Genomic DNA, 26,206 nt, shown 5'->3' with positions numbered 1-26,206 from the left:
GGAGGCGGCGCGATCCGACACACTCGGGCGCAGAGCCGCTCAGCGTAGGGCAGGACAAGACAGGACAGGGCACGGCACGATCAGGGCAGGACAGGACGTGCCCCTCCCGGTGCACTCTCCCGGGATCGGGCGCCCGCCTCGCCGTACACTGCGAGAAGATCGGAGGGGTCATGCAGGGACGGCGAGTGCGCAATCAGCGGCACGAGAGCCCTGCGACGCCACCGGCCGACCTCCCCCCGGTCCTCTCCGACTCCTCCCACGACGTATCGGGCGATGTCTCGATCGGGATGCGGATCGCCGCCGCCTGGTCGTGGCGCTTCCTCGCCGTGGCGGCGCTGCTCTACCTCCTCGTCCGTCTCGTCTCGCTGCTGCCCGTGATCGTGGTGCCGGTGCTGATCGCCCTGCTCCTCACCGCGCTCCTGACACCGCTGCGGAACCGGCTGGAGCGCCTGCGGCTGCCCCGCCCGCTCGCGGTCCTGGTCTCGATCCTGGCGATGCTCCTGCTGCTGGGCGGTCTCGTCGCTCTGGTGATCGTGCAGTCGCGCTCAGGGTTCAGCGGGGTGGGTCAGCGGGCCCTCGACGCGGTCGACAGCGTCGAGGCCTGGCTGCGGGGACCGCCGTTGTCGTTCTCGGACGTCCAGATCGGCGACTGGGCGCAGCGGGCGATCACCTGGGCCGACACGCAGGCCTCGACCATCGCCTCCGGTGCTCTCGCCGTTGGCTCGCAGCTCGCCGAGGTGTTCGCCGGGACGCTGCTCACGCTGTTCTCGCTGATCTTCCTGCTGCTGGACGGCCGCCGAATCTGGCAGTGGTTCCTCCGTCTCCTCCCCCGCCGGGCCCGCTCCGGAATGGAGCACGGCGGCGCCGCCGGCTGGCAGACACTGAGTCAGTTCGTGCGCGCGCAGCTCGGCGTCGCCGGGATCAACGCCGTCGGCATCGGGATCGGGGCGCTCGCCCTCCAGCTGCCGCTGGTCGTGCCGATCGCTATCGTGGTGTTCCTCGGCTCGTTCGTGCCGATCGTCGGCGCGATCGTGACGGGAGTCCTGGCTGCACTCGTGGCGCTGCTGTTCAGTGGGCCGGTGGCCGCGCTGGTGATGGTCGGCGTCGTGATCATGGTGCACCTGATCGAGGGGCACGTCCTCCAGCCACTCATCCTGGGGACCGCCGTGAAGGTGCATCCGCTCGCCGTGGTGCTCGGAGTGGCGACCGGGCTCGAGGTGGCGGGGCTCGCCGGGGCGCTGTTCGCGGTGCCGACGATTGCGACGCTCAATGCGGCGATCACGGCTATGCGGGCGCGCGCGCCCGGCGCGGAGTGAGCGCGTTCGATCCGGCCGCTCGACCCGGATCGACGGTACTGCCAGCCCTCGCCTGCCCGATCTGCGGCAGTGGGCTGGTGCCGGATGCGCTGCCGCGTCCCTCCTCTCTCCGCTGCCCTCTGGGGCACAGCGCCGACGTCGCGCGCCAGGGCTACGCCTCTCTGCTGCGCGGACGGCACGCGACCTCTGGCGACACTGCGGCGATGGTGCAGGCCCGCGCCGATCTGCTCGGCTCGGGCCACTACCAAGCGATCCAGGACGCGGTCGCGGCGGCCGTGCCCGTCGGCGCGCGGCTCGTGGTCGACCTGGGCTGCGGCACCGGCGCGTACCTCGCGGCCGTGCTCAACGCGCATCCGGAGTCGGACGGGCTGGGCCTTGACCTCTCGGCTCCGGCCGCCCGCCGCGCCGCCCGCGCTCATCCCCGCGCGGCAGTGGCGACCGCGGATCTGTGGCAGCCGCTTCCGCTCGCGGACTCCTGCGCGGACGCGCTGCTCACAGTCTTTGCTCCGCGCAACGCCCCCGAGATGCGGCGGGTGCTGCGGCCGGGGGGCGTCGCGGTCGTCGTCACCCCGCGCGAGCGGCACCTGCACGAGATCCGGGAGCGGTTCGGGATGCTGGGCATCGACGCGGGCAAGGCGGAGCAGCTCGACGACCAGCTGGCCGGGCTCTCGCTGCGGGCGCGGGACGAGCTCGACAGCACGGTGTGGATGAGCGTCGACGAGCTGCGCGCGGAGGTGCTGATGGGGCCGAGCGCGCACCATGTGGATCCGGCCACGCTGGACGCGCAGCTCGCGGGGGTGACGGGAACGACGGCGGTGACGATCGCGGTGACGGTATCGCGGTTCGTACGGATCGGGTAAGCCGTGCGGCAGACGCCTCGTGCGGCCCCGGCGTCAGTACGTCTCGCGCAGGCGCTCCTGGTCGACGACGGCCGCCCGATCGGCAAGCCGGCGGAGGCCCGCAAGAGGCTGAGCCATCCGGTGGTTGCCGCGGAGGACCGGCTCGGCGCGGTCGAGGAAGGCCCAGTAGCCTGCGGTCACCGGGCAAGCGTTCTCGCCCAGGCGCATCTTCGGGTCGAAGCGGCAGCCGCCGCAGTAGTCGGACATCCGGTTGATGTAGGCGCCACCCGAGGCGTACGGCTTCGTCGCGACGATGCCGCCGTCGGCGTGCTGCGACATCCCGATCACGTTCGCCGGCATCACCCACTCCGTGCCATCGACGAAGACGTCCACGAACCAGTCGTTGAGCTGCGCCGGATCCCACCCCCGCTGCAGTCCCCAGTTGCCGAGCACCATCAGCCGCTGGATGTGGTGCGCCCAGCCGTGCCGGTGGACGTCGTCGAGGGTCTCGTGCAGGCAGTTCGCCTCGATGCCGCTCGCGTCCAGGGCGAGCAGCTCGGCGGGCAGCGGCGTGGCGGCGCCGAGCGCCCGGCTGCGGTCGCGGTACTCCGGGCCGAGGTGCCAGAACAGGTTCCAGACGTAGTCGCGCCAGCCGAGGATCTGGCGGACGAACCCCTCCGTCGCTGCGATCGGCGCGCCGCCGGCGGCGTACTCGGCCTCGGCCGCGTCGATGACGGCGCGCGGATCGAGCACGCCCAGGTTCATCGGGGCGCTGAGGAGCGAGTGCGCCATCGTCCAGTCGCCCGAGAGCATCGCGTCTTCATAGGTGCCGAAGTCGCCCAGGCGCGACGAGACGAAATCGGCGAGCGCCGCCTCCGCTTCCGCCGGGGTCGCGGCGAAGCGGCGCGGACCGTCGGCGCCGACCAGGCGGACCGCTCCCTCCGCCTCCCAGCGGGCAAGATCGGCGCGCACCTCCTCGTCGATGTCGTCCTCCTCGGGCCACCACGGATCGGGGAGGCCGAGCCGGGAGGCACCCTTGGGTGGCGGCTGGCGGTTGTCGTGGTCGTAGTTCCAGCGGCCGCCCTCTGGCTGGTCGCCGCGCATGAGCACGCCGGTGCGCGTGCGGCTCCAGCGGTAGAAGTCCTCGAGCAGCAGGCGCTTCCCGGAGCGGGAGAGCGCCCACTCGCGGAAGTCCTCCTCCGCAGTGATGAAGCCACGGCTGGGCAGGACACTCATGCGGAGTCGGCGGGCGAGGCGGCGAGCGCCCCGGGTGGGCGGGTCGAGCACCTCGAGGTCGTCGCGTCCGGCCAGGGCCTCGCCGAAGGTCTCGGAGCGGACGTACTCGACGCGGTCGCCGAGTTCGCGGGCGCGGTGGCGCAGCGCCGAGAGCAGCAACTGCGCCTTCGCGCGGTGCATCGGCCGGCGTCCGAACGAGGACCGCGCCTCGACCAGGAGCATCGGTCCGCCGTCGTCGAAGACCGGTCCGAGCTGGCCGATGACGCTCCAGCGAGTGCGAGGGGAGCTGCTCATCTCCGACACGCTAAGCGGGCGGATCGGGCGCCGATAGGAGTTGCGCGGCACGGATGTGCAGGCGCCACGTCTTGCACCACCGCCCGGGATGCAGAAGTCTCGGATCGAGCGCGGCCGATCCGACCGCGCACCGACGCGACGAAGCGAGGAGGCCGCAATGGCCCACCACGACCACCACGACCAGCACGAGCAGCACGAGCAGCACGACGAGCACGGTGCTGGCAGCGGCCGCCATCTCGCCGAGGGCACGAGCACCGAGGGCACGAGCACCGAGGAGACGAGCACCGAGGAGAGCACCGGCGGCGAGTACACCTCGACCGGGGGCGTCTCGCACACCTCGGGCACCGAAGAAGGCAGCTATATCGACACGTCTCGCAACGACGAGGACACCTCGGTGAAGGGTAGCTACGTCGACACGGGCACGGCCGGCGCTGAGGGCGAGAACGAGGGCGAGTACACCGACCGCGACGAATGAGCGCCCCTCTTCTCCAGGCGAAGTGAGCGTCTCCAGGCGAAGTGAGCGTCTCCAGGCGAAGTGAGCGCTTCAGGCGGGCTTCAGCGCGGCGCGGGCTGCCCGGGGCTCGCGTGGGAGCCCGCTCAACGCCCCCGGGAGGGCATCACCCACGAGGACACACCTATGTGGACGGCGCGTTCGCGGTGCTCTCGATGTGGGAGTAGTGGGTCAGCGGCCGCCACCGGCTCCGGGGGCGTTGCCGCTGTTCCCCGGAGCGTTCCCGCCGGTGCCGGGGGTGTCGCTGCTTGGGGCAGAAGGAGTTTCCTGCGCCGGTTCCTCGGGCTCGGTCGGCGTCTCCTCCGGCTCCGACTCGTCCGGCGAGGGGGCGAGGTCGTCCTCGGGCTCGACGGTCGACGGAGTGTCCTCCGGCGCCTCCTCGACCGGGGTCGACTCCTTGGGCGCCGAGCTGGTCGTCTCGACCGGCGTCGGCTCAGCGGCTCCGGCGACCACTGCCTCGAGACCGCTGCGGACGACATCGACCTGTCCCTGCACGGTCTGTGCGCGGTCGGAGCTGACGGAGCCCGCCGCGAGGGCGGAGTCAAGGGCTGCCTGGAGCGAGGCCAGCTCGGTGAGCGCCCCCTGGTAGTCGTCGGCCGACGCCTTTGTGGCGACGGCCACGACCGCGTTGTCGAGGGTCTGCGCCGTGCCCTCGTCGATCCCCTGCGGCGCGGAGGCGCATCCGCTCAGCACCAGGACCGAGGCGAGCACGGTACCGGCGGCCCGCCATCGGAGGCCCCTCATGAGCGGATGCTTTCGCGCAGCCGGCGGAGGTGATCGCCCAGCTCGCCGTCGACCTGCGGCAGAGGCGACTGCGGAGTGTCGATCAGGATGATCGCGAGCCCGACGGCGATCGCGACCAGCGCGAGCACCAGCACGACGAGCCACGGGCTCGGGCCGTGGCGCCGGCGCGGCGCAGGAGCGACCTGCTTGGTCGCGGCGAGACGCTGCGTCGGAGTGATCACCCCGCTCGCCTGCGACGTGTCGGCCGCGAGCGGACGGGTCGGCTCAACGACCTCCGTCCGCGTGATCGGCTCCGTCGCGGCGAGCGGCTCCGTCGACAGGACCCGCGTCCTGGCGACATCGGGGACGACGATGGCCACCGGCGGAGAGTAGCGCCGCGGGTCGATCAGTCGGCGTGCCGACTCCGCCACTTGCAGCGCGGTCGGGCGAGTGCCGGGCTCGCGCCCCGTCATGGCGGTCAGGAGCGAGGTCCAGCCGCTGCCGAGCGACTCCGACACCTCGGGGTCGCGGAGCAGGCGGGCGAGCGTGACCTCGATCGCCGATCCGGTGAACGGGCGGCGGCCGGTCAACGATTCCAGGAGCACCAGGCCGAGGGAGTAGATGTCGCTCGCCGAGGTGACCGGATCGCCGTGCGCCTGCTCGGGGCTGAGATAGGCGGCGGTGCCGAGGAGGGTGCCGGGCGCGGTGATCCGCGTCGCGTCGATGAGGGAGGCGATGCCGAAGTCGGCAAGCTTGGGGCGGAATTCGCGACTGGTCAGCGGGCTCGGCACGAGCAGCACGTTCGATGGCTTGACGTCGCGGTGCACGACTCCGGCCGCGTGGACGGTGTGCAGGGCCTCGCCGAGGTCGCCGGCCATTGAGGCGACGTCGTTCGGGGCGACCGGGCCCTCCGCGAGCCGCCCGGACAGGCTCGGCCCCTCGGCGAGCTCCATCACCATGTACGCCTGCCCGTTGGTGTCGTCCCCGCCATCGTGCGCGTCGTACAGAGTCACGAGGGCGGGATGGTTGAGGGCCGCGAGCAGGCGGATCTCGGAGGCTTTGCGCTGCAGATCCTGCGCGTCGTCGATGCCGGGCGCGAACATCTTCAGCGCGACGGAGCGGCCGAGGACGCCGTCGCGCGCCCGGTAGACGGTGGCCATTCCGCCCCGGCCGATGAGTTCCTCGATGGTGTACCGGCCGTCGACCGTCGTCCCGACGATCCGGGTGTCGCCTGTCCGGTGGGATGCCACAGGTCCTCCTCGCGGTCGGCGGCGGGTGTGCCGCGCCCCCCGGTGCGACCGTCGACCCAGGGTAATACGTCGACCCTGCGCGCCGCCCTCCCCCGGCCGGGCTGTCAAGCGGGTGCCCGGGCGCACGCCCCGACGTAGCGTCGGAGGTACCGACGAAAGGCGACGACATGGACCAGGACCGCACGGAGCAGAACGTCACGGAGCAAGACGATCAGGGCTCGACCATCGGCACACCGGAGGGAGCGGCGCCCGCCACCTCCTCCGAGAGCGAGACCATTGAGAAGGACATCTCGGAGTCGCCCGGCAGCGAGCGTGAGACCGAAGCCAAGCAGGACTCGGACCCGGCCGAGAGCCGCACCGACGTGTCCGGCTCGGCCGACGTGAAGGCCGTACCCGGCACGGGTGGACCGGATGACGTGGGCGATGTCGAGGTCGACCCCGACGAGGTCTCGCTGAACGGCAAGCCGTTCCCGGGGCACGCCGGCACGAAGTAGGACGAGCAGGAGGGGCGCGGCCGCGGTCGCGTCCCTCCCGTGCTCTCACTCTGGCGGCACCGGAGACCTCTGCTGCGTCGGCGGTGGCCGCATGATCGGCGGTCGGGTGAACGGGTCCTCCCACTTCGGAAACGGGATCACGACCCCCGGCGCGGACGATGCCGGCGCCACGGTCGAGTTCAGCCGCGCGCGCTCGTCAGCCTTCGCCAGGCCCGCCGCAAGCGCCCCGACCTGCCGCTCGAAGTCCTCCAGCGAGAGCGCTGTCGCCCCGGCCAGCCCCATCGAGCTGCGCATCCGCACCGGGTCGGCGGCGGCCTGCTCCCGCTGCGCCTCTCGCTCCCGCCACTCGGTGAACTCGCGCCTGCGCCGCCTCTCACTTTCGGCCTGCCCGGACCCGGCCGTCACCTACGCGGCGAGTGCGCTCAGCCGGGAGCACAGGCGCTCGGCGACCTCGACGTCGTACCTGATATCCGTCGAGGATCTCACCTCTCCTGAGGCGCGGACGGATCCTCAGGTGAGGGAGGTGGGAGTGCCGGGGCTGGCGCCGAATGCCCCGCTCCGTCAGGCGACCGGCGTGAGCAGCCCGGGGTCGCGACCGACTCGAGGCGCGCGTTGATCAGCGACGGCCGCTTCCCCGTCGACGTCCCCGTTGACCAGGACGGGGTGAAGCCCCAGGACGCGAACTCCAGCTCGCGCTCCCGCTCGCCGTCGTGGACCCGTTCGCGCACGATCGGAGCGATGTCGGTCGGGGCGACGCTGTAGTCGGGAGCCCAATCCTCCGCGTGCCCGCCGGCCGCGACGAACTCGCGGATCAGCTCGTCGGTCTCGGAGTCCATCGCGAAGCGGCCACGCTACGCCGCAGCTCCGACGTCGGGCGAGGAGCCGGGTCGGATCACGCGGGACTTCGCCGACCAGAAGCGCATCAGCGCGCCGGCGAGGACCGAGCCGAGTGCCCCTGCAGCGAGGTCGCCGAGGGTGTCCTCGTAGCCGACGACGATCGAGGAGTCGATGAAGCGGTGGCCCGCCCACTCGCCCCACTCCCACAGCACGCCCGCGGTGGTACCGAAACAGGCGCAGAGCACGACCGCGGGAGCGAGCGGACCGCGCTCACCCGACACCGTCGGAACGACTCCGGCTCTCGCGGCCACGATGTACGCCACCGCGGCGATCAACCCGTTGAGCACGCAGTGCACCACCAGGTCCCACTGCGGCCACGCCTCGTAGAGCCCGAGCACGCTGCTCCAGGAGGCGACGAGCAGCGCCACCCCGAACGCGGCGTCGAGCGCCGGCCGGATGCCGAGGAACCTCGGCAGCGCCAGGCCGATCGCGGCGAGCGCGAGGACCGCCACGTCGATCAGGGTCCAGCCGATCGAGGCGGCCACGATGCTCGCGGCCCCGACCGCACGGATGCCATCGGCGGTCCACTCGCCGCGGGTCCGCGGGGACTGGAGGAAGGTTTTGACGAGGGCGGAGCCGCTCACGGGTTCGTGAAGCGAAGCACGGCCTGGACCGGCTCGTGGTCGGAGGGCGCCGAACCCCCGTAGCGGACGGCATTGATACCCGCCGAGACGACCTCGAACGCGCCCTCGCTGACGAGCAGCCAGTCGATCCGCTTGCCCGGAGCGGGCGGCCGATAGTTCGAGAACGTACTCCACGAGTGGGTGAGCTGCCGCTCGGCGGCCTCCCAGGAGTCGGCGAGGCAGCCGCCGTCGAGCAGTGCGCGGTAGGGGACCGTGTCGATGTCGGTGTTCATGTCGCCCATCACGATCGCGGGACGGCCGAGCGCAAGCACCCGCTCGGCGATCAGCTCGGCGGAGCGCTGGCGCGAGCGCCGCGAGATGTGGTCGAAGTGCGTCGAGATCACGGTGAGCTCACGGCTGGTCGCAGAGTTGGTCAGCTCCGCGATCACGGCGGTGCGGGGGATCCGGTTGCCCCAGCTGCGCGAGCCGGCGATGTCCGGAGTGTCGGAGAGGGCGATCTGGCTCCAGTGGCGAACGTCGAAGCGGCGGCGGTCGACGAAGAGCATCACGCGCTCGCCGCCGCGGTCGGCATCCCGGCCGAAGCCCATCGCCTCGAAGGACGAGCCCATCGCCTCGTGCACGGCGTCCGACTGAGCCGGCAGCGCCTCCTGCACGGCGAGGATGGAGGGTCGCTCCTGCTTGAGCAGCCGCCGCACGAGCGGGCGGCGGCGGTCCCACTGGTCGGCGGCGCGGGAGGTCAGGCGCGGCATCCGGCGACGGATGTTGTAGGTCATCACATGCAGCTCGGGCGCCTCGGTCGGGCCGATCAGAGGCGTCGGGTCGGTCATCGTCTCAGCCTAGGGCGGCGGATGCGGGTGGCCAGGAGGCTTGCGGTCACCGCTCCCGGCCGCTCTACTTCGGGGATGCCCCTCTCCCCTGCCCTCGCCGCTCTGGCCGACGAACGCTTCGTCTCGCTCACCACCTACCGCAGGTCCGGCGATGCCGTCTCGACTCCGGTCTGGATCGCCCGTGACGGCGAGGAGCTGATCGTCACCACTCCTCGCCGCAGCGGAAAGGTGAAGCGGCTCCGCAACGACCCCCGGGTGACGCTGGTGCCCTGCGATCGCCGCGGCCGCGTCTCCGACTATGCAGTACCGATCGAGGCGGCCGCCCGGATCGACGCCGACGCCGGGGAGGTGGAGCGGCTGGGCCGCGTGTTCTTGGGCAAGTACCGGCTCGAATACCGCGTGTTCCTCCTGATCGAGGGCCTGGTGACCCGCGCCGACCGCACCCGCGTGATGCTCCGCGTCGTCGACCGCTGACACCGCCCGCCCTACACCCGCGGGGCCCTCCGCCGGAAGGCCTGGGGGGCTCCGCACCCCGGGTCTACCGTGGGGCGATCGCCGGTGCCCCTGCGCGCTCCCCGCGCGCGCGCCGGTGGCAGTCAGAAGGAGCGCGCAATGAGCATCGGAGCAGGAATCTTCCTCCTCATCGTCGGGGCGGTCCTCGCCTTCGCCGTCGACGTGCAGGTGTCCGGAATCGACCTCAAGCTGGTCGGCTACATCCTGATGGCGGCCGGAGCGGTCGGCCTGATCCTCGGGCTGGTCCTGCTGACGCGCCGCCGCCAGGCCGTCTCGACCACGCGCTCAGCCGTCGACCCCGCCAGCGGCGAGCAGGTCACCCGCCGCTCGAGCGAGAGCGATGGCCCGCTGATCTGATCGACGGAACGCTGATCTGATCGACGAAACGCTGATCTGATCGACGGAACGCTGCAGGGCGGAGCCGATCGGTCCCGCCCTGCATCGTTCGCGGCTCTACTCGGTGGGCTCGTCCGGCTCCCCGCCGGAGACGGTGTCGGTGTCGCCGCCGCCGGAGGAGGTGTCCGTCCCGGTGCCGTCGGGGAGGTCCTCGGTCTTCTCGGGGTCCTCGCCCGTGGTGCGGTCGATGCTCATGGCGCTCTCCCTTCGCGTCGGCGACCTGCCGACCCTCCCACTCTGCTCCGCCTGCGCTTCACGGGGCAGGGGGTAGCGGAGGCAGACGCAGACGTGACACGTCGGCGTCACACCTCGACGTGACAGCCCGGCTCGGCTAGTGCCACGCCTTCTGCAGCGACGCTCGCGCCGACACGACCGCCGGATGCTCTCGGGAGAGCCGCTGCGCCTCGACGAACCGTGATCGCGGCGGCGACGTCGGCTCGTGCCACAGTCCGAGCACCGCCCAGTGAGGGCGCTGGTAGGACCACCATCGGACACCGTCCCAGCACCGCCGGCCGTGACGCTGCTCCTGGAACACGCTCAGTGCCCAGGCCTGGCTCACCGCGCGTACCCGCGTGACGACCTGCGTGGGACGCAGAGACCGATCGAGGAGGCTCCTCGCGTCATCGAGGTCGAGCAGGGGCGTGTCGTCGGGGATGTCGAACACCCCGAGGACACGGCGGCCGGTGCGCAGCCACGGGGTCTCGAACATGTCCTCGGACCAGACCGCCAAGTCTCCGAACGACTCGCCGACCGCGACCTCGGGTGTCTGCCCGAAGTACCAGGTCGTGTACGACGCGGGATTATCGAGCCGAGAGAAGCCCTGCGCCGGGCTGTAGACGTGGTCGGGGTGCCCGGAGGCGCCGGGCTCCGCCTCGGGATCATGGGCGAAGACCCGGTAGACCAGCACGGTCTACGCCATTGCGACGTCGAGGGCCTGGACGACCGGCGTGCTGCCGGACGCCTTGAGGACGTCGATCGGCCGCGCGCCGTCGAGGAGGGTACAGGAGCCGGTCAGCCAGTCGATCGCCGCTCGGCCCGACCACGCCTGCCGCGCCTTCGCCACGACGTAGTCGAGGTCGAGCAGCAGCTGGATCGTCCGCGGCGCGGGCTGCTCGTGGCCCTTGCTCCACTGCGACGGCTGGCCGCGATGGACGTCGAGGAGACGGGCCAGCTCGGCGCCGCTTCCGAGCGAGTCTATGAGGAGCGCGACCCGCGCCTGGAGTGCAGACTCGGCGCGGACCGCCGCGCCACGCCTGCTCGGAGAAGCGTCGGACACCGCCGGGATCTCGACGGCGAATTCAGTGCTGGCCATGACGCCTCCTTGTTCGGCCCGTGGAGTGCGGGCGTGCGCCACGCTACCACCCGACACTTTTGTCGGGAGGGGCGTGGCGCGGAGCGCGGGTGCTGGGGCGCCTACTCCTCGACGACGATCGTGGTGATGACGGGGTTGCGGCGGTGACGGCGGGTCAGCCAGCGGCCGAGGGTGCGCGTGATCAGCGCCTCCATCGCCTCGAGCTCGACCAGCTTGCCCGCGGCCTGCATAACCGCGTCGTCGATCGCCTTGCTCGCGTTCGCCTTCCAACCCGGCTCCTCGACGAAGCCCCGGGTAAAGAACTCGACGGGCTCGCCGAGCGTACCCCGGTCGAGATCGGCGATGGCGAGGACCGTGATGGCACCCTCCTCCGCGAGCACGATGCGGTCGTTCATGGCGTCCTCGGTCGCGACACCCATCGTGGTGCCGTCGACCAGGATCTGATCGGCCGGGATGCGCCCGCTGATGCGCGATCGGCCCTTCACCAGGTCGATCGAGACACCGTCCTCGATGACGAAGACGTCCTTCTCGTCGATCCCGGTGCGGGTCGCGATGGCCGCGTTGGCGGTGAGGTGGCGCCACTCTCCGTGTACGGGGAGCACCGCGGTGGGGCGCAGGATGTTGTAGCAGTAGGCGAGTTCGCCCGCGCTGGCGTGACCCGAGACGTGCACCTTGGCGTTGCCCTTGTGCACGACGGTCGCGCCCCAGCGGGTAAAGGCGTTGATGATCCGGTAGATCGCGTTCTCGTTGCCGGGGATGAGCGAGCTGGCCAGCAGCACGGTGTCGCCGGGGCCGATGTCGATGATGTGGTCCTTGTTGGCCATCCGCGAGAGCGCCGCCATCGGCTCGCCCTGCGATCCGGTGCAGATCATCACGATCTCGGTCGCGGGCAGCTTCTCGAGCACCTTCATGTCGACGACGAGGCCGGCCGGGATCTTGAGGTAGCCCAGGTCGGCGGCGATGCCCATGTTGCGCACCATCGAGCGGCCGACGAAGGCGACCTTGCGGCCGTGGCGCTGCGCGGCGTCGAGGACCTGCTGGATGCGGTGCACATGGCTCGCAAAGCTCGAGACGACGATGCGGCGCGGCGCGGTGCGGAACACCTGGTCGATCGCCGGGGCGAGGTCGCCCTCCGAGATCGCGAAACCGGGGACATCGGCGTTGGTGGAGTCGACCAGGAACAGGTCGACTCCCTCATCACCCAGACGGGCGAAGCCGGGGAGGTCGGTGGTGCGCCCGTCCAACGGGAACTGGTCCATCTTGAAGTCGCCCGTGTGCAGCACGAGGCCCGCCTCGGTGCGGATCGCGACAGCGAGGCCATCCGGAATGGAGTGGTTGACGGCGAGGAACTCAAGGTTGAAAACGCCGGCGTCGACGCGGTCGCCCTCCTTCACCGGGCGGGTGCGCGGGGTGATCCGGTGCTCGGTGAGCTTCGCGCTGATCAGCGCGAGGGTGAAGGTCGAGGCGATGATCGGGATGTCGCCGCGCTCCTTCAGTAGGTACGGCACACCGCCGATGTGGTCCTCGTGGCCGTGGGTGAGGACGATGGCCTCGATGTCCTTCAGGCGCGAGCGGATCGCAGCGAAGTCGGGGAGGATCACGTCGATGCCGGGCTGGTTCTCCTCGGGGAAGAGGACGCCGCAGTCGACGATGAGCAGCTTGCCCTTGTGCTCGAAGACGGTCATATTGCGGCCGATCTCGCCGAGGCCGCCGAGCGGGGTGATCCGCATGGCGCCCTTCTCGAGGGGCTTGGGCCTGGGGAGTTCGAGGTGGTGGCGGGCGGGCTTGGCGGTTCTGGCGTTTCGCATGCGGGGCTTTCAGGAGGGAGTGGCTGGACGCGTGCGCTCGGCGCAGGGTCCGACCGCGCGCCCGGTCGGGCCGCGGTGACGTGTCGCTCCGGCGCCGTGAGCGCTGTCGGGAGCGGGTGGAGGTGTGCGGGACGGGGGCGGCGGGGCCGCTGTGGGGCGGGCGGTGCCGTCCGTGCGGCGCGCCTTCGCGCACCGTCCGTCCCGTACATCCTGCCAGCGTTCGCCAGGTCGCGGGTCCAGGAGGCGGAATAAGGTCCCGGAGGGGCTGGCGACCTGACCTGCCTGTCAGGTTTTCTGAGAGTTAGAGCGTTTTAGGAAATCTGGATAAAACGCTCTAAACCTCATAAAGTCGTCGTCATGGACGCCGTCGACAACCCCTACACGCCGAACGCCGGAGCGCTACCGGAGACCCTGATCGGTCGCGACGAGCAGACGAGGGCCTTCCGCACCCTCCTCCGTCGTCTGCGGCGAGGGCGCACGGATCAGTCCATGATCATCACCGGCCTGCGTGGCGTGGGGAAGACGGTTCTCCTGAACAGCTTTCGTTCGATCGCCCTGGAGGAAAACTGGGAGGTCATCGAGTTCGAGGCGGTCAAGCACGGCGAAGGCCGGTTCCGCCACGTCCTCGCCTCCCAGCTGAAGGCGGCACTGCTCCGGCTGTCACCGCGGGCGCGATGGACCGACCGTGGTCGACACGCCGCCGCCGTCCTGAGCGCTTTCGCCGTGTCGGTCGGGGCGGACGGCGTGTGGTCGATCGGATGGGATGTCCCGCCGGCCGAAGGACTCGCCGATCATCAGGACCTCGGACTCGATCTGACGGATGTTCTGGTCGCTGTCGGCGAGGCTGCAGCGGAACAGGAGGAGGGGATCGTCCTCCTCATCGACGAGGTGCAGTTCCTCGACTCGCCTCAGCTCGAAGCGCTGATCCAGGCCATGCACAAGACGGTGCAGCGCAGTCTGCCGGTCACCTTCGTCGGTGCAGGCCTGCCGCAGATCGCCGAGCTCGTGGGCGACGCGAAATCTTATGCGGAGCGCCTGTTCACGTTCCCCACTATCGACTCGCTCACTCCAGACGAAGCGGCGGCCGCGCTTCGGGAGCCTGCTGCCGCCGAGGGCGCTGTGTACGACGACGACGCCGTCGAACTCGCGGTCGAGATCACCAGCGGATACCCCTACTTCATCCAGGAGCTGGGCTATCAGGTCTGGACGGTCGCGAAGAACAACCACATCCACCGTGACGACGTCGAGCTGGCGCGGGACGCCTACGAGGCGAAGCTGGACAGCTCCTTCTTCCGGGTCCGGCTCGATCGGGCGACACCGCTCCAGACCGCGTACTTGCGGGCGATGGCGGAACTCGGGTCGGAGCCGCAGAAGGCGAGCGAGGTCGCCGCCCTCCTCGACCGATCGTCGCAGCAAGCCGGTCCGACCAGAGCTGAACTGATCGAGATGGGCCTCCTTTTCACTCCTCAGCACGGTTTCGCCGCCTTCACGGTGCCCGACTTCGACCGGTTCATGAAGCGCGCCGTGCCGGTCCTGGACGTGCCCCCCGTCGTCAGCCGGGGCCCTCGTCGTGCGCGGTCCACAGAGAGCTAACCCTCACCGGTGCAGTCCCGAGACGAGCGCGACCAGCCCGTCCAGAGATTCGACGACGAGCGGAGGCAGGTCACGACCCTCGCCGACGAAGGCGATCGGAGTAGTCGCGACGACGTGCCCCGCGAGCTCGCCGTCGACCAGAACGGCCAGCAGACGGCCCTCGCCCGCGGCCTCCGGGCAGCCGACCACGATCTCCCGCTCGCCGACGCAACCGGTGCGGGGCTCCTTCCGGGCCGAGCGGATCCACGCCGGCAGTGGCTCCTCCGCGACGTACATCGCGCGAGCGTCGTCAAGCGTCGGACACGTCACGTCCTCCTGTGGAAGGCCGAGCCGGTGCGCCTCGAAGCCGCCGTCGACCGGGGTGATGAAGCCGAGGACGGCCTCCGGCTCCTGCGGGTCCTCGGCGCGGGCGCGAACCCGCCAGCCATCGTTGCCGACCGGATCGAGCTCCACGTCGTCGAACGTCGCGGGCAATGCTGTGCGGATCACGGGTGTCCCTCCTCGATACGCCGTCCAGTCCACCGGTCGGCCGCCGCCGCGTCACCGGGGTTGACCCCGGCTGCATCGGGCGAGACCAGCCATCGGTCGCGACCAGCCGATCGAGACCAGCCGCCGTCCCCGCCGCCGCGTCGCTCCCCTCGGCAACTCGGTGCGAGCGTCCCGCTGCTCCCCGTCCGGCACAAGGCCCAGCGCACGGCCCGCCGCCTCCGCTTGACTAGGGGCGACGCGTCGACACTCGACGCACCCGGGAGGCGACATGGCGAACCACCGTTTCGAGCTGCGGTCCGGCCGCGGAATCGGCGTCTCGGCGGCGGGCGACCCCGTCGCCGATCGGCTGGTGGTGTTCTGCCATCCCACTCCCGGCGCGGGCGGCTTCGATCCCGACCCGACCGTCACGGGCCCGTGGGGCCTGCACCTGCTGATCCTCGACCGCCCCGGTTACGGAGCCTCCGACCCGGTCGACGCCGCGCACGGCCGCGTCGAGGACCGCGCGGATGATCTCGCCGAGTACCTGCGTCGCTCCGAGCGCACCGCCCGCATGGTCGAGGGCGCCCGTTTCGGTAGCGTCGGCGTGGTCGGCTGGGGCTCCGGCGGCGTCTTTGCACTCTCGCTCGCCGCCCGGCACCCCGACCTCGTCGACCGCCTCGCACTGGTCGGCACGTCCGCTCCCCCGCAGGCCGGAGTGATCGTGCACCCGACCAGCGCTTGGGAGCGCCGCGAGACCCTGCGCGGCGAGGACGCCGCCGCGATAGCCGCCGCCCTCCCGCAGACGCAGCCGGGCCTGGACGCGCTCGGCGTCGACCCCGACGACCCCGTGCTCACCACCCACGGCGGCCTGCGCAACCGGCTCGAGCGGATGCTCGGCGAGGGCTGGCGGCAGGGCCCGGGCGGCGCAGCGACCGACCTCGCGGCGCTCCGCGACGGATCCTGGGCCGAGGACCTCGACTCGGTGACCGCCGAGACACTGATCGTGCACGGCGACGGGGATCCGGTGGCCAGCGCCGAGGACGGCCGCTGGTACCGCAGCCGCCTCCCCCGAGCCCGCACCGCGACGGTCGACGGCGCGGGGCGGCTGGCCTTAGTCCGCGAGTGGCGGCGCATCCTCGACCACGTCGCTCCGCTCGAGCGCGGCGCGGAGGGACGATGAGCCGCCTGGGCGCCGGCCCGCGCTTCCTCGTCGCGGTGATGGCGGTCTCGGGAGTCGTGCACCTGGTGCACCCGCGGACGTTCGATGCCGTCGTTCCGCGGGGGATGCCGGGCTCGGCCCGCGGCTGGGTCCTCGTCTCGGGTGTCGCGGAGCTGGCGTGCGCGGCCGCGACGGTGCACCCGCGCACGCGCGCTGTCGGCGGGGTCGCGTCCGCCGCTCTGATGGCGGCGGTCTTCCCCGGCAACGTGCAGATGGCGCGCGACGCCCGCCGACCGCGGACCCGCATAATCACGCTGCTGCGCCTCCCCTTGCAGGTCCCGCTCGTGCTCTGGGGACTCCAGGCAGGGCGGAGCCGCTGACACAACGTCAGCTGAGGCACCTTCTCATCCACGATGGTGGCTGACGAGGCCTCTCAGCTGACGTTGCGTTGCGCCGCAAGCCCGCGCGGGCTCGGATCGCCCTTTGCTACCGTCCAGGTCATGACCGACCAGAGCGCGAACGACCGCCGCGACCAGCTGACCCGCGCCCCGAAGGCGACGGAAGCCGACGCGGCCCCCCGCATCGACGTCACGACGACCGAGGCCGGCGACACCCGCATCGACATCCGCGAAGACGCCGCTGTGCGCCCGGGCCGGGTCGACGAGAACGGCGACGAGCTCGACGAGAGCCGTGACGATGCCTGAACGGCGCCGCGCCGCCCTCGTCTACAACCCCGTCAAGGTCGACCTCGACGCCGTGAAGGCCGCTGTAGCGCGCGCCGAGGCGGCCGCCGGCTGGGAGGAGACGCTCTGGTACGAGACCTCGGTCGAGGATCCCGGGGCCGGCCAGACACAGCAGGCCCTCGACGCGGGCGCCGACGTCGTGATCGCGGCCGGCGGCGACGGCACCGTGCGGGTCGTCGCCGAGGCCCTGCGCGGCTCCGGCGCCGCGCTCGCGCTGCTCCCCTCCGGCACCGGCAACCTGCTCGCCCGCAACCTGAACCTCACGCTCGACGACATCGACAACTCCCTCACCGTCGCCTTCTCGGGCAAGGACCGCGCCATCGACGTCGGGCTGATCGACATCGAGACGCCCACGGGCCGCGACCGCCACGCCTACGTCGTGATGGCTGGCCTGGGGATCGACGCGAAGATGCTCGCGAATACCGACGACGACCTCAAGAAGCGGGTCGGCTGGCTCGCCTACGTGGATGCCCTGCGCAAGGCACTGCTCGATAAGAATCAGCTCGAGTTCCGCTACCGTCTCGACGGCGCGAAGACCCGCAAGGTGCGCGCCCACACGATCATCGTGGGCAACTGCGGGGCACTGCCGGCGAACATCCTCCTGCTTCCGGACGCAGCCGTCGACGACGGCGAGTTCGACATCGTGCTGCTGCGCCCCGAGGGCTTCTTCGGCTGGGCACAGATCATCTTCAAGGTCGTCTGGGAGAACGGAGTGCTCCGCCGCAGCGGCGTCGTCGGCACGAAGCTGATGGGGCTGACCAAGGAGGTGTCGGCCTTGCGTTACGTGAAGGGCCGCGACCTCACGGTGCGCCTCGAGCACATGCAGGAGATCGAGCTCGACGGCGATGCGTTCGGCTCGACTTCCGCGTTCCGCACATGGATCGAGCCGGGCGGCCTGACGGTGCGCGTCCCCGCCTAGTCACCGGCTGCGGGTTGCCCGCCGGTCCACCTCCCGCCGGGAGAGAGGGGCGTCGTCCCTCCCGGCGGAGGCGTCTGCTCCGAGCAGGACGCTGCAGCGCGGCTTCGGGTACCGCACCCCATGCGGCCGCATGAACACGGCGACCCTAGTGCGGCATCAGTCGCGCGCGCAACGGTCTGCTCTGTTTCGAAGGGCAGGATAGGTAGTTCTACCCTGCAACTCCCCGCCGCCGCGACGGATTCCGTCGTTCCCGCCCGCCGGAACGCGCGCTCGGCGCCGGAGGGGATGGCAAGGGCGCAGCACGGGGTGTCAAGGAGGGACGGGAGGTCCGCCCGAGCCGATACCGTCCCCTTCATGGGCTCCTTCGACCGCACCGACTCCTCGACCAGCGCCGCCGAGCAGCGGCCCAGCGCACCCGAACCGCAGAGGCGTATCTGGAGCGACGGCCTCGGCCGGTTCGCCACCCGCTGCCTGCAGCTGGTCGTCGTGCTGCTGCTGGTCTCGGTGCTTGTGTTCGCGATGACGCAGCTCACACTGGTGCTCATCCCGGTGATGATCGCGCTCATCCTCGCCGCGGCGATCCATCCGGTGCTCGCGTTCCTGCGGCGCAAGGGCGTGCCGTCGATCCTCGCGACCTGGCTGGCCCTGATCGGTCTGCTCGCGATCCTCGGTGCGGTCGCCTGGCTGATCACGGTCGCGGTCCGTAACCAGTGGGACGAGCTGGTCAGCAGCGCCTCCGACGGCATCACCTCGCTGCAGGACTACGTGCAGCACCTGCCGTTCGAGATCACGGACGAGCAGATCGAGTCGGCGCGTCAGTCGGTCGTCGACTTCCTCACCTCCAGTTCGTTCGGGAGCGGTGCGCTCGCCGGCGTCTCGGCGGCGGCGAACTTCGTCACCGGCCTGGTGCTGATGATCGTGGTGCTCTTCTTCTTCATGAAGGACGGGCCGAAGATCTGGGAGTTCCTCCTGCGTCCCTTCACCGGCTCGGGCTACGAGCGCGCCAGGCGCGTCGGGCACAAGACGGTGGACGTGCTCGGCGGCTACGTGCGCGGCACGGCGACCGTCGCGGCGGTCGATGCGATCGGTATCGGAGTCGCCCTGGCGATCATCCAGGTGCCGCTGGCGATCCCGCTGGCCGTCATCGTCTTCCTCACCGCGTTCATCCCGATCGTCGGAGCGACGGCCGCCGGCATCCTCGCCGCTCTCGTCGCCCTGGTCGCGAACGGGCCGGGCGCGGCGTTGATCGTGATCGTGGTCGTCATCGCGGTGAACCAGCTCGAGGGCAACTTCCTCCAGCCGGTGGTGATGGCCCGCTCGCTCAAGCTGCACCCGCTGATCGTGCTGATCGCCCTGACGGTGGGCACCGTGCTCGCCGGGATTGTCGGCGCCGTGCTCGCCGTGCCCGTCGCGGCAGTGGTCTGGGGCATCGTGTCGATCTGGAACGGACCCGCGGACCCCGCCGAGCCGGCACGGCAGAAGCGCCCCGAGACCGTCTGAGACGGCGGTGTGAAATGACCGTGTGAGGCGCTCGTGTGACGTCGGCTGTCGCGCTCGGGGGCAGTGATCCCGTAGAGTCAAGTCATCTCCTGGGCGATCGCCCGAATTCCACGGCTGAGAAGTCGCACGACGAAGAGACTCAGCCCCTGATAGTGACCGCACCGATCGAGCGCATCGCCCTCGGTCCTTCGGTTCGAACGCCCGCCTCGCACGCGGGTACCGCCCTTCACAGGACGCCGCGGAAGCCGTGCCGTTCCTCGTTCGACCCCCGTTCCTCCGATTCTGTCGGCGGCCGGGACGTTCTCCCCCGCCGAGTCGCCCTCCCCCGGAGGCGTGAACTCAGCCCCTAGACGACCCGGACGATTCCGGCCGGCGCGTGTGTCACCCGCGGAGGCCGAGTCGATCGGGTACCGCACACTCGTGCGGACTCTGACGACGCCGGCCCGGTCGGCGTCATTAACACATAAGGAAAAGAAATGCCTACTGGCACCGTTAAGTGGTTCAACTCCGAAAAGGGCTTCGGCTTCATCGCTCCTGACGACGGAGGCGCCGACGTGTTCGCGCACTTCTCCGCCATCGCCAAGCAGGGCTACCGCGAGCTCGTCGAGAACCAGCACGTCGAGTACGACGTCGAGCAGGGTCGTAAGGGCCCGCAGGCCGCGAACATCCGCGGCGTCGGCGAGTAATCTCCGACTTCCGACGCCCCGTCGACCAGGATCCCCGGATCCGGTCGGCGGGGCGTCCGTCGTTTCCGCGCCACCGCTCGGTCGTCTCCACGGCATCCCTCGGTCCCGCGATATCGGTATCCTTTCCGTGGCGGCTCCCGAGGGCGCGGAGCCCGCGAAACGGCCGGAGAATGCGGCACGTCGGTATGATGTGACGGCGGAGACAATGGGACGACTGATTTACGGACCGCAATCACTCGAGATCGAGTTCGAGGATCGGCTCCTTGCGCACCTCAAAGTCGCGATGTTCACCAAAATGCGGCGGAACGAGTCGTTCAGCCTCTCCTGGAGCGAGCCGGAGTCGTCCGGTTACGGCCGCAGCTCCATCTGGGTGCATCCGGCGACTGCGCTGCACTTCCGCTTCCACGGCAGCAAGCGCCCGTCGCTGAACCGGCAGTGGATCGAGCAGTTCATCGCGAGCGCGAACACCACCGGCGAGATGACCGTGGCTTCGGAGCCGCCCGAGGGCGCCTGATCGCCCACGGAGTTCCGGCAGCGCAGTCCTGATCGGCAGCGCAGTCCTGACCGGCAGCGCAGTCCTGACCGGCAGCGCTCAGACCACCAGCGGCCGGGCCGTGTGCACGAGTTCCTCGTGCGGCAGGGCGCGCAGGCGTGCGGCGATCTCGGCGCGGGCGCCCGCGTCGACCGCGGCCCAGGCGTGCTCCTGCGGGCGCAGCGGGGTGAGGGTGACCAGATCGGCGTGCCCGGTCGCCAGGTCGAGGCGTTCGGGCAGCTCGGGGCTGCGCAGGCCGAGGAGGACGCCGACGGTGCCCTGCTCGTCGGTCCAGGTGGGTGGCGCCTGGACGTTCGCGAGCAGCGCCGTATCGAGGGAGCTGCGGCAGGAGACGCCCTGCAGGGCGGCGTGCCGGGCCGCCTCGTATAGCAGGCGGAAGTGCCAGTGGTTCCAGAGTTGGGCAGTCGGGACGCCGCGGACGGCCGACGTCTCGAGGCACAGCTCGAGGCCGAGGCCGGTGCCGGGGTGCGCGAGGCGGTCGAAGGGATCGCTCAGCCCGTCGGTCGCGAGCACCACGGAGGCGCCGCAGTCGACGCGGAGGAACGCGCGGTGATTGGTGGGCCAACGGGCGCCGCCGCGGGTACCGGGATCTTCGGTGGAGACGACGACGGTGCGATCAAGCGATCCGACTCCGCGCCAGGCGTCGGCCCTGTCTTCGGCGACGGCTTCGGCCAGCGCCCGCCTCTCGTCTTCGGTCCAGCGGATCTCACGAGTGCGGTTCAGGAACAACGACATGGGACTCCCTGTCCGCACGACCGGCGTGCCGCGCTTCGGGAATGCTACGGCGCCGACCCCCGCTCCTGCTCCAAGCCCCCAGAGCGCTAGCTGTGCGGTTGCCGCGGCGGTCCTCTCTTACCCACTGCGGCGACAGGCTCAGCCCAGGGGGTTCAGGCCGTTGGTACGCGAGCGCTCGTCGGCCAGCTGGCCGGGGGTGCCGGCGCTGGGGTTCTCGCCGAGGGAATCGCCGCCCTCGACGGCAGTGGCGCCGAGCGAGGTGCCCGCTCCCTCGGCGGTGCTGCCCGGGGCGAGCAGGCCCTCCTCGTCCTCACGCGGGCCCACCTCGTCCTCGGGGGCGTTCTCGGAGCCGCTCTCGCTCATCGGGTCGTAGCCGTGGTCCGGGTCGCGGCTCTCGTCGGCCGTCGTGTTCTCCTCGACCTCAGCGTCGGCGGGGCGGACGTCGTCGACCGTCCGGGCATCGGTGGAGGGCGTGGCCTCGAAACCTGCGAACTCGGGACTCTCGTCTGGGCGCATGGCCGCCACGGTAGCACCGGCGGGGCCAGCGCTGGAGGGGGTTCCGCCGGTCGTCCACGACGCCTCCGCTCGGCGGTCACGCCCTAGGCTCGGGGGCGCTGGCACGGACGACGGGAGCGACATGCGACGACTCGGGTACGACACGTTCGGTGGGCCCAACCTGCTCTCCTGGCGGAAGGCGCCGGTGCCGATGCCTCGCCGCGGCGAGGTGCTGGTGCGCACGCGCGCGGCGAGTATCAACGCGACAGACGAAAAGATCCTGTCGGGCTCCGCGCGGATCTTGGCGGCCGGCCGATCCCGCCCCTACGGCTTCGGACTCGACATCGCGGGAACCGTCGAAGCACTCGGCCCGGGCGCGCACTCCGTCGCGATCGGCGACCGGGTGGTGGGGATGACCCGCGATGGAGACGCCTTCGCCGACGCGTCGATCGCCCGGAGCCGCTCGCTCGTCCCGCTGCCCGACTCGCTGGACTTCGTCCAGGCCGTCACGCTCGCGATGTCCGGCGGCACCGCGGTCGGCCTCGTCGATGCCCTGCATGTGCGCGCGGGCGAGCGGATCCTCATCAGCGGCGGCTCCGGAGCGATCGGCAACCTGACGATCCAGCTGCTGATGCGCGCGGGCTGCACGGTTGCGGCGACCGGCTCGGCCGCCTCCGCCGACCTCCTGCGCGCGCTCGGCGCGGAGCCGCACGACTACCGCGCGCTCGACCTCGGGGTGTTGGGCGGCCGTTTCGACGCGGTCGTCGACGTCTCGGGGTACCTGCCGGTCGACGACGCGGCGATCCTCCTCGCCGAGGGCGGCCGGATCGCGACGCTGGTGCCGAGCGGCTCGGCGCTCGGCGCGCAGGCCGTCGGCGCGGTCCGCCGCGATCGGCCGCGGGTGCGCAACCTGATCGTGGTGGCGACGGCCGAGCGGATCGGGCGTGCGGTCTCCCTGGCGTCCTCTGGCGAGCTGCGCCCCGAGCCCGGCGCGGTGCATCCGCTCGACACAGTCATCGACGTGCTCTCGCGTCGCGCGACCGGGACCGACGGCACGATTGGCAAGATCGTGTTCACGACCGACGATTCGGCTCCACTCAGCTGAGCACCGGGGACGGTCGGGTCCCTCGTAACGGGGGTGCATCGAGATTCGTGTATGTACCCGAGGTTGAGAGCCCCGATCCTGCCGCGCTGGGCGTGAATCGGCGTTCTCGACCTCGATGACGAACACCGAGGGCGGCTACTCGCCCTCCGCGGAATCGAATAGCTCACGGAATCGGATAGCTCACAGAACCGAATAGCTCACAGAACCGAATAGCTCACAGAACCGAATAGCTCACGGAACCGAATAGCTCACGGAACCGAATAGCTCACGGGGGAGCGACACAAGGGCCCGCGAGCGTAGCTGCCGGAGGCGCGCCGGACAAGGCCGAGAAGCGGCCGCAGTCGCGCGGTCAGGATGGTGGCATGCCCGCCTCCCCCCGTTCTGTCCCGTATCCCCTCGGCGTTTCACTCCGCGGCGATGCCGGTGCCAACGTTGCCGTCTACTCCGAGACCGCGGACAGCGTCGAGGTCTGCCTCTTCGACGAGTCCGGAGCGCAGACCCGCGTCGCCCTCACCGAGCGGACCGGCCACGTCTTCCACGGCCTCGTCCCCGAGATGGGCGTCGGCACCCGCTACGGCCTGCGCGTCGACGGCCCCTGGGATCCCGCCAACGGCCTCCGCCACAACCCCGCCAAGCTGCTGCTCGACCCGCACGCCACCGCGATCGAGGGCTCCTACACCTGGTCCGAGGACGTCTTCGGGCAGTTCTACGATGAGGCGGACCGGCGTAATGATGCCGACTCCGCACACGCCGTCCCCCGCTGTGTGGTCACCGACCCCGGCTCCTTCGACTGGAGCGGCGACACCGCGCCGCGCATCCCGCTCGAGGAGACCATCGTCTACGAGGTGCACGTCAAGGGCTTCACGAAGCTGCACCCCGACGTGCCCGAGGACATCCGCGGCACCTACCGCGGCCTCGCGCACCCCGCCGCGATCAAGCACTTCACCGACCTGGGCGTGACCTCGGTCGAGCTGCTCCCCGTGCACCAGTTCGTGCAGGATTCGCACCTCGAGGAGAAGGGGCTGCGCAACTACTGGGGCTACAACTCCCTCGGTTTCTTCGCGCCGCACAACGAGTACTCCCACGCCGGTGACGACGGCTCCCAGGTCGACGAGTTCAAGGCTATGGTGAAGGCGTTCCATGAGGCCGGCCTCGAAGTGATCCTCGACGTGGTCTACAACCACACCGCCGAGGGCAACGATAAGGGCCCGACGCTCTCGTTCAAGGGCATCGACAACGGCTCCTACTACCGCCTGGTGGAGGAGGACCGCGGCAACTACTTCGACACCACCGGCACCGGCAACAGCCTCAACGTCGCCCACCCGGCCGCGCTGGGGTTGATCATGGATTCGCTGCGCTACTGGGTGACCGAGATGCACGTCGACGGCTTCCGCTTCGACCTGGCCACCACGCTCACCCGCCAGAGCGGCGAGGCCGAGGTGCACAGCGCCTTTCTCGATTTGATCGCGCAGGATCCGGTGCTCGCTCCCGTCAAGATGATCGCGGAGCCGTGGGACACCGCGGGATACCAGGTCGGCGGCTTCCCGGCGGACTGGTCGGAGTGGAACGGGAAGTTCCGCGACGACGTGCGCGACTTCTGGCACGGCGCCGACTCGGTGCTCGGCACGACCGCGCAGCGCGTGCTCGGCTCGCCTGATGTCTACGAGGCTGACCGCCGCTCGCCGCTCGCGAGCGTCAACTTCGTGACTGCGCACGACGGCTTCACCCTGGCTGACCTCACCGCGTACTCCCGCAAGCACAACGCGGCCAACGGCGAGGACAACACCGACGGCGAGAGCGATAACCGCTCCTCCAACAACGGCGCCGAGGGCCCGACCAAGAACCAGGCGGTGAACGAGCGCCGCGACCGCATGCGCCGCAACTTCCTCGCGACGCTGCTGCTCTCGGCCGGAGTGCCGATGATCCTGGGCGGCGACGAGGTCGCCCGCACCCAGGGCGGCAACAACAATGCCTACTGCCAGGACGACGAGATCTCGTGGTTCGACTGGGAGAAGGCGGACCGCAGGTTGCTCGCTTTCACCCGCGAGCTGATCGCGCTCCGGGCGACCGAGCCGGCGCTGCGCCCGAAGTGGTTCCGCCGCGCGCCCGGCGACGGAGGCCCCGATACGGTCGACATTCTCCGCTCGGACGCGCAGGGCTTCGCCGACGAGGACTGGGACAACCCGGACGCCCGCTCGATCGCCTTCGTCTTCGAGCACGAGGGCAGCGCGAGCTTCGCGCTGCTGCTGAACGCGGCCGAGAACGGCGTCGAGTTCACCGTTCCGGACGCACCCGGAGCCGAGTGGACGCTCGCGGCCTCCAGCGACCCGGGCCAGGTCGTCGAGGGCGAGGTCACCACGCTGATCGTCCGCGACGAGTCGTTCACCCTGCTGCGCTCGGCCTCCTGATGACCGGCCGGACCCCGCGGCTCCTCCGCTTCGGCGGGCGCATCGCGGGGTTCGGCACGGCCTCGGGCACGCGGATCGTGCTCGGGCTCTGGGCGGAGACTCCGTTCGGGGCGTTCGCCGACGCGATGATCGAGACGCGCGACGGGCACCGCCTCCTGATTGCACCGACCAGGGAGGTCGCGGATTTCATCGGATCCACGTACTCGTTCGACGAGGTGCGGGTGGCTCCCGTGTCGTGGCGGAGGATCGCGGGCGGCCTGACCGTCTCGGCGGGGCCTCTCGCCGTGAGCCTGCGCCTCGGCGGCCTCACGCCGCTCGGGCGGCTGCTGCGGATCGTGCCGCGGCCGGTCGCCGAGCATCCGGCGTGGCTCTGCGCGATCTCGCCGGTCGCCGCCCTGCTCGCGCCCGGCGTCCGCAAGGCCGGCTCGGCCGGGAACGGGCGCCGCGAGTTCTACGGCGTGCGCGCGATCCGCCGGGTCGAGGGTGTCCACGCCGTGCTGGCGGAGGAGGACCTCGGCCCGCTGCGACCGCTCTCGCCTCCGGTGCGGTTCGGCTTCTCATCGGCGCCCGCCGCTCCGGCGATCGTCGATGTCACCACCACCATCACCACCACCATCACCACCACAGAGAAAGGAGCCGCCTCGTGAAGAAGGGCGACAAGATCAGCTGGAACACGTCACAGGGCGAAACCCACGGCGAACTCGTCGAAAAGAAGACGAACGAGTTTCACTTCGAGGGGCAGAAGTTCAACGCCTCGGAGGACGAGCCCTATTGGATCGTGCAGAGCGATAAGACCGAGGCGAAGCCCGCGCACAAGGAGTCGTCGCTGACGAAGAAGTGAG

At 70.8% G+C, this 26,206-nt stretch carries 32 protein-coding genes; 18 read left to right on the top strand and 14 right to left on the bottom strand.

The features are described from left to right. The first annotated feature begins 170 nt into the window (after positions 1 to 170). Together C1O28_RS15345 and C1O28_RS00370 are read left to right on the top strand one after the other, a co-directional pair. Entirely contained in the window at positions 171 to 1,316 is a 1,146-nt protein-coding gene (locus C1O28_RS15345) for an AI-2E family transporter (RefSeq protein ID WP_202129599.1), read from the top strand. Beyond that, positions 1,313 to 2,176 carry a methyltransferase domain-containing protein gene (locus C1O28_RS00370; RefSeq protein WP_202129598.1) on the top strand — a complete coding sequence of 288 codons (864 nt, stop codon included), beginning with the start codon at positions 1,313 to 1,315 and terminating at the stop codon, positions 2,174 to 2,176. The genes C1O28_RS15345 and C1O28_RS00370 overlap by 4 nt, the downstream gene beginning before the upstream one ends. Positions 2,177 to 2,209: 33 nt before the next feature. Here the strand turns inward: C1O28_RS00370 and C1O28_RS00365 are convergent, their stop codons facing one another. Then, positions 2,210 to 3,685, bottom strand: coding sequence for a cryptochrome/photolyase family protein (locus C1O28_RS00365; RefSeq protein WP_097166175.1), 1,476 nt, complete (start codon positions 3,683 to 3,685; stop codon positions 2,210 to 2,212). Positions 3,686 to 3,842: 157 nt separating this feature from the next. Here C1O28_RS00365 and C1O28_RS00360 point away from each other — a divergent pair, with 157 nt between their 5' ends. Next, positions 3,843 to 4,160 (top strand): hypothetical protein, encoded by a 318-nt coding sequence (locus C1O28_RS00360; RefSeq protein ID WP_097166174.1) that lies wholly within the window; start codon positions 3,843 to 3,845, stop codon positions 4,158 to 4,160. Positions 4,161 to 4,367: 207 nt separating this feature from the next. Here the strand turns inward: C1O28_RS00360 and C1O28_RS00355 are convergent, their stop codons facing one another. Beyond that, positions 4,368 to 4,940 (bottom strand): hypothetical protein, encoded by a 573-nt coding sequence (locus C1O28_RS00355; RefSeq protein ID WP_104262043.1) that lies wholly within the window; start codon positions 4,938 to 4,940, stop codon positions 4,368 to 4,370. After that, entirely contained in the window at positions 4,937 to 6,169 is a 1,233-nt protein-coding gene (locus tag C1O28_RS00350; protein ID WP_097166172.1) for a serine/threonine-protein kinase, read from the bottom strand. Before C1O28_RS00350 ends, C1O28_RS00355 begins: the two co-directional genes overlap by 4 nt. 167 nt (positions 6,170 to 6,336) lie before the next feature. Between C1O28_RS00350 and C1O28_RS00345 the strand changes: the two genes are divergently transcribed. Further along, positions 6,337 to 6,663 (top strand): hypothetical protein, encoded by a 327-nt coding sequence (locus C1O28_RS00345; protein WP_202129597.1) that lies wholly within the window; start codon positions 6,337 to 6,339, stop codon positions 6,661 to 6,663. Positions 6,664 to 6,708: 45 nt separating this feature from the next. On the opposite strand, the gene C1O28_RS00340 is transcribed toward C1O28_RS00345, so the two are convergent. The 4 genes from C1O28_RS00340 to C1O28_RS00325 all read right to left on the bottom strand — a co-directional run bounded on the left by C1O28_RS00340 (position 6,709) and on the right by C1O28_RS00325 (position 8,971). After that, positions 6,709 to 7,068, bottom strand: a complete 360-nt coding sequence (locus C1O28_RS00340) for a hypothetical protein (protein WP_097166171.1) — start codon at positions 7,066 to 7,068, stop codon at positions 6,709 to 6,711. A 77-nt stretch (positions 7,069 to 7,145) separates the two neighbouring features. Next, on the bottom strand, positions 7,146 to 7,499 hold the full coding sequence (locus C1O28_RS00335) for an SOS response-associated peptidase family protein (protein ID WP_097166170.1): 354 nt from the start codon (positions 7,497 to 7,499) through the stop codon (positions 7,146 to 7,148). A gap of 15 nt (positions 7,500 to 7,514) precedes the next feature. Next, a complete protein-coding gene (locus tag C1O28_RS00330) occupies positions 7,515 to 8,144 on the bottom strand; it encodes a DUF2238 domain-containing protein (RefSeq protein ID WP_097166169.1) in 630 nt (209 codons plus the stop codon). Continuing rightward, complete coding sequence (locus C1O28_RS00325) at positions 8,141 to 8,971, bottom strand: endonuclease/exonuclease/phosphatase family protein (protein ID WP_097166168.1); 831 nt, start codon at positions 8,969 to 8,971, stop codon at positions 8,141 to 8,143. Before C1O28_RS00325 ends, C1O28_RS00330 begins: the two co-directional genes overlap by 4 nt. A 75-nt stretch (positions 8,972 to 9,046) precedes the next feature. On the opposite strand from C1O28_RS00325, the gene C1O28_RS00320 reads away from it, so the two are divergent. Beyond that, positions 9,047 to 9,445, top strand: coding sequence for a PPOX class F420-dependent oxidoreductase (locus C1O28_RS00320; RefSeq protein ID WP_097166167.1), 399 nt, complete (start codon positions 9,047 to 9,049; stop codon positions 9,443 to 9,445). 138 nt (positions 9,446 to 9,583) lie between these two features. Beyond that, entirely contained in the window at positions 9,584 to 9,841 is a 258-nt protein-coding gene (locus C1O28_RS00315; RefSeq protein ID WP_068250879.1) for a DUF6458 family protein, read from the top strand. A gap of 96 nt (positions 9,842 to 9,937) precedes the next feature. On the opposite strand, the gene C1O28_RS14950 is transcribed toward C1O28_RS00315, so the two are convergent. The 4 genes from C1O28_RS14950 to C1O28_RS00300 all read right to left on the bottom strand — a co-directional run bounded on the left by C1O28_RS14950 (position 9,938) and on the right by C1O28_RS00300 (position 13,000). Then, positions 9,938 to 10,075, bottom strand: a complete 138-nt coding sequence (locus C1O28_RS14950) for a hypothetical protein (RefSeq protein ID WP_160487558.1) — start codon at positions 10,073 to 10,075, stop codon at positions 9,938 to 9,940. Between the two features lie 136 nt (positions 10,076 to 10,211). After that, positions 10,212 to 10,787: an RES domain-containing protein gene (locus tag C1O28_RS00310; RefSeq protein ID WP_097166166.1), complete on the bottom strand. Its 576-nt coding sequence runs from the start codon at positions 10,785 to 10,787 to the stop codon at positions 10,212 to 10,214. A 3-nt stretch (positions 10,788 to 10,790) separates the two neighbouring features. After that, a complete protein-coding gene (locus C1O28_RS00305) occupies positions 10,791 to 11,192 on the bottom strand; it encodes a hypothetical protein (RefSeq protein WP_097166165.1) in 402 nt (133 codons plus the stop codon). A 101-nt stretch (positions 11,193 to 11,293) separates the two neighbouring features. Next, on the bottom strand, positions 11,294 to 13,000 hold the full coding sequence (locus tag C1O28_RS00300; RefSeq protein ID WP_097166164.1) for a ribonuclease J: 1,707 nt from the start codon (positions 12,998 to 13,000) through the stop codon (positions 11,294 to 11,296). 357 nt (positions 13,001 to 13,357) lie between these two features. Here C1O28_RS00300 and C1O28_RS00295 point away from each other — a divergent pair, with 357 nt between their 5' ends. Beyond that, positions 13,358 to 14,593 carry an ATP-binding protein gene (locus C1O28_RS00295; RefSeq protein ID WP_097166163.1) on the top strand — a complete coding sequence of 412 codons (1,236 nt, stop codon included), beginning with the start codon at positions 13,358 to 13,360 and terminating at the stop codon, positions 14,591 to 14,593. Between the two features lie 3 nt (positions 14,594 to 14,596). Here the strand turns inward: C1O28_RS00295 and C1O28_RS00290 are convergent, their stop codons facing one another. Continuing rightward, the gene (locus tag C1O28_RS00290; protein WP_097166162.1) at positions 14,597 to 15,082 is read right to left on the bottom strand and encodes a hypothetical protein; all 486 of its coding nucleotides are present in this window, start codon (positions 15,080 to 15,082) and stop codon (positions 14,597 to 14,599) included. A gap of 268 nt (positions 15,083 to 15,350) precedes the next feature. Between C1O28_RS00290 and C1O28_RS00285 the strand changes: the two genes are divergently transcribed. From C1O28_RS00285 to C1O28_RS00255, 7 genes are all read left to right on the top strand, one after another. Further along, a complete protein-coding gene (locus C1O28_RS00285) occupies positions 15,351 to 16,241 on the top strand; it encodes an alpha/beta fold hydrolase (protein ID WP_097166161.1) in 891 nt (296 codons plus the stop codon). Further along, the gene (locus tag C1O28_RS00280; protein ID WP_097166160.1) at positions 16,238 to 16,600 is read left to right on the top strand and encodes a DoxX family protein; all 363 of its coding nucleotides are present in this window, start codon (positions 16,238 to 16,240) and stop codon (positions 16,598 to 16,600) included. Before C1O28_RS00285 ends, C1O28_RS00280 begins: the two co-directional genes overlap by 4 nt. A gap of 120 nt (positions 16,601 to 16,720) precedes the next feature. After that, positions 16,721 to 16,924 carry a hypothetical protein gene (locus tag C1O28_RS00275; protein ID WP_097166159.1) on the top strand — a complete coding sequence of 68 codons (204 nt, stop codon included), beginning with the start codon at positions 16,721 to 16,723 and terminating at the stop codon, positions 16,922 to 16,924. Next, positions 16,917 to 17,882: a diacylglycerol/lipid kinase family protein gene (locus C1O28_RS00270; RefSeq protein WP_097166158.1), complete on the top strand. Its 966-nt coding sequence runs from the start codon at positions 16,917 to 16,919 to the stop codon at positions 17,880 to 17,882. Before C1O28_RS00275 ends, C1O28_RS00270 begins: the two co-directional genes overlap by 8 nt. 354 nt (positions 17,883 to 18,236) lie before the next feature. Next, on the top strand, positions 18,237 to 19,382 hold the full coding sequence (locus C1O28_RS00265; protein WP_097166157.1) for an AI-2E family transporter: 1,146 nt from the start codon (positions 18,237 to 18,239) through the stop codon (positions 19,380 to 19,382). A gap of 476 nt (positions 19,383 to 19,858) precedes the next feature. Continuing rightward, on the top strand, positions 19,859 to 20,068 hold the full coding sequence (locus C1O28_RS00260; protein ID WP_055786246.1) for a cold-shock protein: 210 nt from the start codon (positions 19,859 to 19,861) through the stop codon (positions 20,066 to 20,068). Between the two features lie 205 nt (positions 20,069 to 20,273). Continuing rightward, a complete protein-coding gene (locus C1O28_RS00255; RefSeq protein ID WP_097166156.1) occupies positions 20,274 to 20,582 on the top strand; it encodes a DUF7882 family protein in 309 nt (102 codons plus the stop codon). Between the two features lie 78 nt (positions 20,583 to 20,660). On the opposite strand, the gene C1O28_RS00250 is transcribed toward C1O28_RS00255, so the two are convergent. Both C1O28_RS00250 and C1O28_RS00245 read right to left on the bottom strand, forming a co-directional pair. Then, a complete protein-coding gene (locus tag C1O28_RS00250; RefSeq protein WP_097166155.1) occupies positions 20,661 to 21,356 on the bottom strand; it encodes a hypothetical protein in 696 nt (231 codons plus the stop codon). A 138-nt stretch (positions 21,357 to 21,494) separates the two neighbouring features. Further along, entirely contained in the window at positions 21,495 to 21,872 is a 378-nt protein-coding gene (locus C1O28_RS00245) for a hypothetical protein (protein WP_097166154.1), read from the bottom strand. Positions 21,873 to 21,993: 121 nt separating this feature from the next. On the opposite strand from C1O28_RS00245, the gene C1O28_RS00240 reads away from it, so the two are divergent. From C1O28_RS00240 to C1O28_RS00225, 4 genes are all read left to right on the top strand, one after another. Next, positions 21,994 to 22,956: an NADP-dependent oxidoreductase gene (locus C1O28_RS00240; protein WP_160487557.1), complete on the top strand. Its 963-nt coding sequence runs from the start codon at positions 21,994 to 21,996 to the stop codon at positions 22,954 to 22,956. Positions 22,957 to 23,318: 362 nt separating this feature from the next. After that, on the top strand, positions 23,319 to 25,364 hold the full coding sequence (gene glgX / locus C1O28_RS00235) for a glycogen debranching protein GlgX (RefSeq protein ID WP_097166152.1): 2,046 nt from the start codon (positions 23,319 to 23,321) through the stop codon (positions 25,362 to 25,364). Continuing rightward, complete coding sequence (locus C1O28_RS00230) at positions 25,364 to 26,011, top strand: hypothetical protein (RefSeq protein WP_097166151.1); 648 nt, start codon at positions 25,364 to 25,366, stop codon at positions 26,009 to 26,011. Before glgX ends, C1O28_RS00230 begins: the two co-directional genes overlap by 1 nt. Beyond that, on the top strand, positions 26,008 to 26,205 hold the full coding sequence (locus C1O28_RS00225; protein WP_097166150.1) for a hypervirulence associated TUDOR domain-containing protein: 198 nt from the start codon (positions 26,008 to 26,010) through the stop codon (positions 26,203 to 26,205). Before C1O28_RS00230 ends, C1O28_RS00225 begins: the two co-directional genes overlap by 4 nt. The last annotated feature ends 1 nt before the right edge of the window (position 26,206 follow it).

The sequence above is a fragment of the Rathayibacter rathayi genome (genome assembly GCF_004011095.1).
Taxonomy (GTDB): Bacteria; Actinomycetota; Actinomycetes; order Actinomycetales; family Microbacteriaceae; genus Rathayibacter; species Rathayibacter rathayi.
This window is presented reverse-complemented; position numbering and strand designations above follow the sequence as displayed.

Bases quoted from the DNA above. Each gene is read 5' to 3' on its own strand.
- C1O28_RS15345 (WP_202129599.1), top strand. From the start codon at position 171: ATGCAGGGACGGCGAGTGCGCAATCAGCGGCACGAGAGCCCTGCGACG.
- C1O28_RS00365 (WP_097166175.1), bottom strand. From the start codon at position 3,685: ATGAGCAGCTCCCCTCGCACTCGCTGGAGCGTCATCGGCCAGCTCGGA.
- C1O28_RS00360 (WP_097166174.1), top strand. From the start codon at position 3,843: ATGGCCCACCACGACCACCACGACCAGCACGAGCAGCACGAGCAGCAC.
- C1O28_RS00355 (WP_104262043.1), bottom strand. From the start codon at position 4,940: ATGAGGGGCCTCCGATGGCGGGCCGCCGGTACCGTGCTCGCCTCGGTC.
- C1O28_RS00345 (WP_202129597.1), top strand. From the start codon at position 6,337: ATGGACCAGGACCGCACGGAGCAGAACGTCACGGAGCAAGACGATCAG.
- C1O28_RS00335 (WP_097166170.1), bottom strand. From the start codon at position 7,499: ATGGACTCCGAGACCGACGAGCTGATCCGCGAGTTCGTCGCGGCCGGC.
- C1O28_RS00325 (WP_097166168.1), bottom strand. From the start codon at position 8,971: ATGACCGACCCGACGCCTCTGATCGGCCCGACCGAGGCGCCCGAGCTG.
- C1O28_RS00320 (WP_097166167.1), top strand. From the start codon at position 9,047: ATGCCCCTCTCCCCTGCCCTCGCCGCTCTGGCCGACGAACGCTTCGTC.
- C1O28_RS00315 (WP_068250879.1), top strand. From the start codon at position 9,584: ATGAGCATCGGAGCAGGAATCTTCCTCCTCATCGTCGGGGCGGTCCTC.
- C1O28_RS14950 (WP_160487558.1), bottom strand. From the start codon at position 10,075: ATGAGCATCGACCGCACCACGGGCGAGGACCCCGAGAAGACCGAGGAC.
- C1O28_RS00305 (WP_097166165.1), bottom strand. From the start codon at position 11,192: ATGGCCAGCACTGAATTCGCCGTCGAGATCCCGGCGGTGTCCGACGCT.
- C1O28_RS00300 (WP_097166164.1), bottom strand. From the start codon at position 13,000: ATGCGAAACGCCAGAACCGCCAAGCCCGCCCGCCACCACCTCGAACTC.
- C1O28_RS00295 (WP_097166163.1), top strand. From the start codon at position 13,358: ATGGACGCCGTCGACAACCCCTACACGCCGAACGCCGGAGCGCTACCG.
- C1O28_RS00285 (WP_097166161.1), top strand. From the start codon at position 15,351: ATGGCGAACCACCGTTTCGAGCTGCGGTCCGGCCGCGGAATCGGCGTC.
- C1O28_RS00280 (WP_097166160.1), top strand. From the start codon at position 16,238: ATGAGCCGCCTGGGCGCCGGCCCGCGCTTCCTCGTCGCGGTGATGGCG.
- C1O28_RS00275 (WP_097166159.1), top strand. From the start codon at position 16,721: ATGACCGACCAGAGCGCGAACGACCGCCGCGACCAGCTGACCCGCGCC.
- C1O28_RS00270 (WP_097166158.1), top strand. From the start codon at position 16,917: ATGCCTGAACGGCGCCGCGCCGCCCTCGTCTACAACCCCGTCAAGGTC.
- C1O28_RS00265 (WP_097166157.1), top strand. From the start codon at position 18,237: ATGGGCTCCTTCGACCGCACCGACTCCTCGACCAGCGCCGCCGAGCAG.
- C1O28_RS00260 (WP_055786246.1), top strand. From the start codon at position 19,859: ATGCCTACTGGCACCGTTAAGTGGTTCAACTCCGAAAAGGGCTTCGGC.
- C1O28_RS00255 (WP_097166156.1), top strand. From the start codon at position 20,274: ATGGGACGACTGATTTACGGACCGCAATCACTCGAGATCGAGTTCGAG.
- C1O28_RS00250 (WP_097166155.1), bottom strand. From the start codon at position 21,356: ATGTCGTTGTTCCTGAACCGCACTCGTGAGATCCGCTGGACCGAAGAC.
- C1O28_RS00245 (WP_097166154.1), bottom strand. From the start codon at position 21,872: ATGCGCCCAGACGAGAGTCCCGAGTTCGCAGGTTTCGAGGCCACGCCC.
- C1O28_RS00240 (WP_160487557.1), top strand. From the start codon at position 21,994: ATGCGACGACTCGGGTACGACACGTTCGGTGGGCCCAACCTGCTCTCC.
- glgX (WP_097166152.1), top strand. From the start codon at position 23,319: ATGCCCGCCTCCCCCCGTTCTGTCCCGTATCCCCTCGGCGTTTCACTC.
- C1O28_RS00230 (WP_097166151.1), top strand. From the start codon at position 25,364: ATGACCGGCCGGACCCCGCGGCTCCTCCGCTTCGGCGGGCGCATCGCG.